Source organism: Candidatus Synechococcus spongiarum SH4, assembly GCF_000586015.1.
GTDB classification, from domain to species: domain Bacteria; phylum Cyanobacteriota; class Cyanobacteriia; order PCC-6307; family Cyanobiaceae; genus Synechococcus_B; species Synechococcus_B spongiarum_F.
This window is the reverse complement of sequence record NZ_JENA01000151.1, coordinates 1-4,174: the sequence shown is the minus strand read 5'-3', so window position 1 is coordinate 4,174 and position 4,174 is coordinate 1. Positions and strand designations below refer to the sequence as shown.

At 55.7% G+C, this 4,174-nt stretch carries 5 protein-coding genes; 1 reads left to right on the top strand and 4 read right to left on the bottom strand.

The window, feature by feature from the left end; all coding sequences use genetic code 11:
* The 3 genes from BG35_RS0107165 to BG35_RS12760 all read right to left on the bottom strand — a co-directional run.
* A partial coding sequence (locus tag BG35_RS0107165) for a S1C family serine protease (protein ID WP_161632565.1) occupies nt 1–656 on the bottom strand: 656 nt, incomplete at its 3' end.
* A 44-nt stretch (nt 657–700) separates the two neighbouring features.
* Nucleotides 701–1,330 (bottom strand): DUF1036 domain-containing protein, encoded by a 630-nt coding sequence (locus BG35_RS12135; protein ID WP_161632564.1) that lies wholly within the window; start codon nt 1,328–1,330, stop codon nt 701–703.
* Nucleotides 1,331–1,689: 359 nt separating this feature from the next.
* Complete coding sequence (locus BG35_RS12760; protein WP_152535216.1) at nt 1,690–2,433, bottom strand: S-layer homology domain-containing protein; 744 nt, start codon at nt 2,431–2,433, stop codon at nt 1,690–1,692.
* A gap of 632 nt (nt 2,434–3,065) precedes the next feature.
* On the opposite strand from BG35_RS12760, the gene BG35_RS12755 reads away from it, so the two are divergent.
* On the top strand, nt 3,066–3,323 hold the full coding sequence (locus BG35_RS12755) for a hypothetical protein (RefSeq protein ID WP_152535215.1): 258 nt from the start codon (nt 3,066–3,068) through the stop codon (nt 3,321–3,323).
* Here the strand turns inward: BG35_RS12755 and BG35_RS0107145 are convergent.
* The coding region (locus BG35_RS0107145) for a ferredoxin-like domain-containing protein (protein ID WP_025782291.1) at nt 3,278–4,174 on the bottom strand (897 nt) is incomplete at its 5' end. The genes BG35_RS12755 and BG35_RS0107145 overlap by 46 nt on opposite strands.

The following is a 4,174-nucleotide window of genomic DNA, read 5'->3' as shown; positions in this document are numbered from 1 at the left end:
TCCTGCCGCCAGATCCCCAGTTGCAGCCGCCCTCCCGCGCCGGTGGACTCCACCGCCTGGAACAGTTCGCCGGGGCTGGTGAGCTTGTTGCCTGCGGCTGTGAGCACCACGTCTCCAGCCCGCAATTCTGCTTGCGCAGCAGGACCCCGGGGCCGGACGTGGAGGATCAGCACCCCGTGGCGCTCCGGCAACTGGAAGCCGGTGTTGTCCGGGCTTTGATTGAACTCCCGCGCCAGGGCAGGGGTGAGGGACCACAGCCTGACGCCCAAGGTGGGATGACTCAACTCCGTGCGGATCAACTCCTCGGCAACGGCGCGAGCCGTGTTGATGGGGATGGCAAAACCCTGATGATCCGTTGGTTCGCCACTGCGGGCCAGGGTATTGATGCCGACGACTCTGCCCGCAACATTGACCAGAGGTCCGCCAGCATTGTCGACATCAATGACCGCGTCAATCCGAATTTTCTCCAACTGTTGATCAGGGTCGCCCTGGTGATGGTTGAGGCGGCTGATCACGCCTCTGGCAACCGTGTTATCCATGTTATCCGTTCCTGAAGGATGCTTACCGACGGCCACAATCCAGTCTCCCACCTCCAGGGTATCGGAATCTCCCAAGGGGGCCACCGGAAAAGGCGGCGGCGCCACCACCTTGGCCACGGCCAGGTCCGCCACTCTACTCTCTCCTAAGATTCAGTGGCTCTCTAATCCCAGCAAAATGATGAGGAACTACCATTTCTCCCAAGTGCAACCGTACAATGATCATAACTGGAGCTTGCAGAGATCTCGCGGAAACCTACTTCTTCGTAATCTGAATGTATATCCGTACAGGATCTAAATCGATCAGACCTATAAATGAGATCTTTATAATAAGGAATATTATCATCTCCATCCCATATAACTTCATATTGGTGTTTTCTATCTATACAGAAGCTAGTGACTGTTGAATTTCTAGAGGGATGCGTTCTTCTAGTACTGCTTGCCTGTGCATAAAAATACACAGTTTCATTGAGATCAAAGCTAAGGATGTCATCGCAATTGTTATTGTTGATCCCATAATGACCTACACTAGTCCAAGCATCATTGCTACTTTTATGATACGTAACAGACGCATATACCTTCTCTCCACTCTGATTGCAAATTATAAGATCTGCATGTGCGGGCTTCAGATCAATAAGCATTAGGATTGATAATCCAGCGGCAAGAGTCAGTCCTTGCTTGAGCAAGGGAAGCCTGAAGCCTTCACCCTTGACCTGCTTGGAAGTCTGGTATTTCCCAAACAGTTTTTCGAGGATGATTGCTGCGGCTGAGTTCATGGGTTTGATCAGGGGCATGGGATTAGAGAAAGAAGAGAAGGGGCGAGAGTTGGGGTTGGTCATGAGCGGGAGAGAGGATGAGGATACAGTGATTCAAGTTCTGGATAAGAAGACCAGGAAAAGAGGGCCAACTCAATGTGGCCTGTGGTCCTTGATGGCCATCACCTGATCGGTCATGGTATCGTGGAGAACTGCTCACAGAGTGTCGAAGGCAAGGCCTACGATGCCAACAATGGCTGTGTCAGGGAACCAGGTTAATCAGCAGTACGCTGTAGATGGCAGCCTTTGCTTGTCGGGCAAGCTGGGTCAGTGGACAGGGGGCAGAGTGAGGCATGACTGATGATGTTGTAAGGTTGGAATGTTTAGGTTTGAAGGTGCTATGAAGTATTGAATCGGTATTGTACTGTGGACACTGCAGGTACCGTAGACGATGACATTTCAACTTTACTACGTTCTTCTATGTCTTTATTGGGTTTTGTCAGGTTACCGAGGAGAAAAGCAAGTAACGGAGTAAGGATTGGTACCATAATATACAGAAGCATTTGTTTTTTCTCATTGTAAATCAATTTGATAGCAAAGTCAATGGCTAAGCCGATTGAAAAACCGATGTTGAGAAAAGTTGAACGGTATAAATTATTCGTGGTGATTTTATTTTCAGCTATAAAATTTTCTGTTTCAGTTATAAATTCTGTTCTAACATAAAGATCGAGATACTTGTTTAGATCTTGCTTGATAGGGCCTAGGCTCTTGGCAGAGAAGGACTCTAGGCAGGAGTTGAGGAGGGTAACCATCTCGAAGCGGGTGGCAGGCCACTCACCTTGGAATGTGCCGTCAGGGAATCCAGCCACACATCCATGTTCTTTGACGAGATCGGATAGTTGCCTGTACGCCCAGTAATTGGGGTTTGCAATGTTGGAGGAGTCTCCAATGTCGCGAAAGTCATTGATGGAAGAAACTGGTGCAATAGATTCCTCCTGCCCCTTGTCCGGCTCCAGATCGTTAGCCGCTGCATTCGGAGTGGCCATGCCCACAACCAGGGCAGCGGATCCGCAGCAAACCACAGCAAGAAGACGCTGCAAACGCCTGCGAAGGCCAGCCGACCTGCCCACGGCAAGGGTCACCGGACTATGACAGTGACAATCCGAACCTTTCCCCCCGGCAGCGCTTGATGCACCCCCAGCAGCGCCGCCGGATGCCCCAGTTCGGCCCTCTAAACCCTTAAGAATCCCTGCGGGGCGGGGGGGGATTGTAACAATTCTTTGCGATTAGTGAACTTGCGGCCTGCGTTTATCGACAAACCCGGCTGACGTTTTTCCGCCACGTTCCTGCCCATCCCCTTCCCCGGGGCCATGGAGACTTTCCCGAACCTGCCGGCAGCCGTGCTTGAAATGCCCACAGGGGGGAAACTGATGCTTCTGAGAGGAGTCTACAATCTGACCAACCGATCCGTCAACCATGTTCCATCTTCCTTCCCTCCGAAGTTCACGATTCTTGACGCCTTACCTGTCTTCATCTTGGCTTGCTTGCTTGTGAACCCATGGGACAGGGGGCCAATGGGGCCGGACATCGTCATTTGGGCCTGGCGGATCGGCCAGGCCGAGGCCCGCTATGGTGCAGTCGCTGACGGTGGTTGGAGCCATGGGCATGATATCCACTTTCCCCTGACCCTGGCGGTCAGGGTGGGGAGTCTGGGGGTACGGGAAACATTCTCGGGTCCACGACAATTGAGGGAACAGCAACGAACACTACCCAGGTGAACCGTCAGGAGGGTTCACTGGAGCCGTTGGCAACGGTCATTGGCGATACAATAGGGGAGGAGCGGGGCACCGGCGCCCTGCTTCTTGGGGTTGCCAAAACCTTCAACTACAGCAAAGACTCCAGCGAGAGCAAGACGGCACTGGCGGCCAAAGCCATCCGGGCAGCCTTGGTTGCGGGATCAGACTATATAGTGTCACCGCTGGCGCATCACTGGCGCGGCCCCAGCAGGTCCCGCAATTCCTCGGTGGTGTAGTCCTGGCAGAAGGCGCCAAAGCTTTTGTCGGCGGCGGTCCGGGCCCAGCGGCTCAACACCGGACGGAGGACAGCTTCCAGATCCGCCAGGGGCAGGCGATCCAGGACAGGGCGGGCCAAGGTGGTGAGGCCGGGGGCGCCCCCCAGCCAGAGTTGATAGTGACCTGCTGCGCTGCCCACCAGTCCCACCTCGGCCATGTAGGGGCGGCTACAGCCGTTGGGGCAGCCGGTCATGCGCACCAACAGGGGTTGGTGAATGCCCAGGCTCTGGCGCAGTGCGTCAAAGCGGGCCAGCACGTCGGGGAAGATGCGCTCCGACTCGGTGATGGCCAGACCACAGGTGGGCAGGGCAGGGCAGGCAATCCCGTGGGAGGCGGTGGGCTCCCCCATGGCGGATTGTTGCAAGCCAATGGCGTCCAGGCGATCCTGAACATCCCGCTTCTGGCTGGGGGCAATGCCGCAGAGCAGAATGTCCTGATTGGGGGTGACGCGCAACTCTAACTGGTAACGCTGCACCAGTTCCCGCAGGGTGTCTTTGAGGGGGCCGGCCACGCGCCCCGTCATCACCGGCAGGCCAACAAACCACAGGCCATCCCCCTGCCGTTGCCAACCCAGGTAGTGCTCCAGCCTCCGGGCGGACTCTTTCCGCAGGGGCCGGACGTCCCCATGGAAATAGTGGGGGAGGCTGGCCTTGAACCAATCCATGCCCCGGTCGTGAAGCAGGTACTTGAGGCGGGCGTGGCGGCGACTCTGGCGGTCGCCATGGTCCCGCTGCAGGGCCACAACAGCCTTCACCAGGGCCAATACTTGACGCCCCTGCACATACCCCAGGGGATCCCCGGTGCGGGCGAA